We start from the raw sequence: 3497 nt of genomic DNA on the forward strand, positions 1-3497 counted from the left end.
TGAGCAATATCGCCAAACGTCAATGCAACAAAGAGCCGAATGGCTGAATAAAGCCGCCCAGATTCTGGAGCGAGACAAGGTTAACTTCGGTAAGATCATGACCACTGAAATGGGGAAAACCCTGAAAAGTGCGATCGCTGAAACCGAAAAATGCGCCTCAGTTTGCCGCTACTACGCCGAACATGCGGCTGACTTTCTCGCTGACGTTACCGTATCGACAGATGCCAGCAAGAGCTGTGTGCGTTATCAACCCTTGGGGCTGATTCTCGCAGTAATGCCCTGGAATTTCCCATTCTGGCAGGTTTTCCGCTTTGCAGCACCCGCCCTCATGGCGGGAAATGTCGGCTTACTCAAACACGCGTCAAATGTCCCACAATGCGCTTTAGCGATCGAACAAATCTTCCGAGAAGCAGGATTTCCTGAAGGCGCGTTTCAAACTTTATTAGTTGGTGCAGACCAAGTGGCTTCGATTATTAACGATGCGCGAGTAAAAGCGGCAACCTTAACGGGTAGTGAGTTCGCCGGGGCAAGTCTAGCCGCAGCAGCAGGTACGCAAATTAAGAAAACGGTATTAGAACTGGGTGGAAGTGACCCCTTTATCGTCCTAGAAAGTGCTGATATAGAAGCGGCGGCGGCAACAGCTGTTACGGCACGGATGCTCAATACCGGTCAATCTTGTATTGCAGCAAAGCGGTTTATTGTCGTGGATGCCGTTGCCGATGAATTTGAGCGACGCCTGGTGGAGAAATTCCAGGCGTTAAAAATCGGAGACCCAATGGATGAGAGTACAGATGTTGGCCCCTTAGCGACGCCTGGGATTCTCAGAGATTTAGACGAACTCGTTCAAGTTTGCATTGAAAAAGGGTCAAAAGTCCTTACTGGCGGGCATCCCGTAGCCGATCGCCCCGGTAACTTTTATCCACCCACCATTTTGAGTGAGTTCCCACCAGGGACACCAGCAGACGCAGAGGAATTTTTTGGCCCCGTGGCGTTACTCTTCCGAGTGCCCGATATTGATGCCGCGATCGCTAGAGCCAATGCATCCCCCTTTGGACTGGGAGCCAGTGCCTGGACAACCGATCAACAAGAAGCCCAACGCCTAATTGACGAAGTTGAAGCAGGTGCTGTCTTTATCAATGGCTTAGTCAAATCCGATCCCCGTTTACCGTTTGGTGGAATCAAACGCTCCGGTTATGGACGGGAACTGGGAATTCAAGGTATCCATGAATTTGTCAACATTAAAACAGTTTGGATTAAGTAATCAGGGATTTTAAATTCTCAAACATACCTTGAATTTTACGAGTGTATTACACTACGCTCCTAAAAAGAATCGAACTTTAGTCCATCAAAGCTAAGAGCTTCCATAAATTTCAAATCTTAGCAAAAACTCAACTAAATATTAGGAAAACTGAAATGGGCGAAATGAATACCGCTGAACTGTTGGTACGTTGCCTGGAAAATGAAGGTGTCGAATATGTTTTTGGACTTCCGGGCGAAGAGAATCTCCACGTTCTAGAGGCGCTCAGACATTCTTCAATTAAGTTCATTACAACTCGTCATGAACAGGGTGCCGCCTTTATGGCAGACCTTTATGGACGCTTAACAGGAAAGGCTGGAGTCTGCCTATCTACGCTCGGCCCAGGCGCAACTAACTTGATGACTGGTGTAGCGGATGCCAACTTAGATGGGGCACCGTTGGTCGCGATCACCGGTCAGGTGGGAACCGATCGGATGCACATTGAATCCCACCAATACTTAGATTTGGTGGCGATGTTCGCGCCTGTAACCAAATGGAATGCCCAGATTGTTCGCCCTAGTAATACAGCTGAAATTGTCCGTAAGGCATTCAAAATTGCTCAGAGCGAAAAACCAGGAGCGGTTCACATTGACCTTCCGGAAAACATTGCTGCCATGCCAGTAACAAGTCAACCACTGGCTAAAGATGAGCGGGAAAAAACCTATGCCTCCTTTCGGAGTATCGGTAAAGCGGCTGTGGCTATTTCTAAGGCGAAAAATCCCCTAATTCTTGTAGGAAATGGAGCCATTCGTGCTAGTGCCAGTGAAGCGCTGACAGAATTTGCAACTCGGATGAATATTCCAGTTGTGAATAGTTTTATGGGGAAAGGTGTGATTCCCTATACTCATCCTTTGGCGCTGTGGACAGTAGGATTACAACAACGCGACCATGTGAGCTGTGCCTTCGATCAAGCCGATTTAATCATTGCTGTGGGTTACGACTTGATTGAATATTCCCCGAAAAAATGGAATCCCGAGGGCAAGATTCCAATTATTCATATTGGCATGTCCCCCGCAGAAATTGATAGCAGTTATATTCCCTTGGTGGAAGTTGTAGGGGATATTTCTGATTCGCTTTCTGAAATTATGAAACAAGCGGATCGGGAAGGCAAAACTGTACCCTCTGCTGTTGAATTGCGCTCAGACATCCGTGCAGACTACGAGCTATATGCAAACGATGAAGGCTTTCCGATCAAGCCGCAAAAACTGATTTATGACCTGCGGCAAGTCATGGGGCCAGAAGATATCGTAATATCCGATGTGGGTGCTCATAAGATGTGGATGGCGCGTCAGTATCATTGCGATCGCCCCAACACTTGTATCATTTCCAACGGCTTTGCGGCAATGGGAATTGCACTGCCAGGAGCAATGGCGGCAAAACTGGTATACCCGGAACGGAATGTCGTTGCCGTTACAGGGGATGGCGGATTCATGATGAACTGTCAGGAATTAGAGACAGCGTTGAGGGTGGGAACACCATTCGTAACGCTGATTTTTAATGATGGTGGCTATGGGTTGATTGAGTGGAAACAACAAAATCACTTTGGTGACTCCGCGTTCATCCGCTTTGGCAATCCCGATTTTGTCAAATTTGCAGAAAGTATGGGGTTAAAAGGATATCGGGTTAATTCGGCGGCAGAGTTGATTCCAACCTTGAAAGAAGCACTGGCTCAAGATGTTCCGACGGTGATTGATTGCCCGGTAGACTACGGCGAAAATCTCCGCTTTACCCAAAAAGCTGGCGATTTAAATTGCAAGATTTAGAAATTGGTCATATCTTACCCCCTCCCCTTAATAAGCTACGGTGTACACACATCTCGTAAATTCTCCTCACGATGCTGTATTGCGCCCCCCTAGCCCCCCAATTTTGGGGGGAACCGGAGTTCAAAGTCCCCCAGAATTGGGGGATTTAGGGGGCGAGAAAGACTTGTGTGTACACGGTAGCCTTAATAAGGGGGGCTGGGGGGATCTGAATTTGATGGGGGGAAGGATTGATAGTTCTTCTCGAAACCTGTGACACTACCAGTTGAATGCGCGATCGCTGATCTGAATTTTGGCGAAGGGCGTTTATCTGTAGGGGCGGGTTTAGGGAAAAAGATTGACAACCAACCAATAACTGAACATCAAAACCCGCCCTTTCCCAGCCGCATCCAGGCGAGGCCGGGTTTTGTATCAAAGTTATTTGTTAAAGTCAAAGATTG

Annotated in this window: 3 protein-coding genes; all 3 read left to right on the forward strand. The window is 47.8% G+C overall.

Annotated features, from left to right (window positions below; all coding sequences use genetic code 11):
* Nucleotides 1–1261 (forward strand): NAD-dependent succinate-semialdehyde dehydrogenase (locus V6C93_RS30720; RefSeq protein WP_333480479.1); only part of this gene is annotated, 1261 nt, incomplete at its 5' end.
* Between the two features lie 152 nt (nt 1262–1413).
* Nucleotides 1414–3060 (forward strand): acetolactate synthase large subunit, encoded by a 1647-nt coding sequence (locus V6C93_RS30725; protein ID WP_333480480.1) that lies wholly within the window; start codon nt 1414–1416, stop codon nt 3058–3060.
* A 249-nt stretch (nt 3061–3309) separates the two neighbouring features.
* On the forward strand, nt 3310–3497 hold a 188-nt coding region (locus tag V6C93_RS30730), incomplete at its 3' end, for a hypothetical protein (protein ID WP_333480481.1).

Source organism: Allocoleopsis sp. (genome assembly GCF_036703385.1).
Classification (GTDB): Bacteria; Cyanobacteriota; Cyanobacteriia; order Cyanobacteriales; family Coleofasciculaceae; genus Allocoleopsis.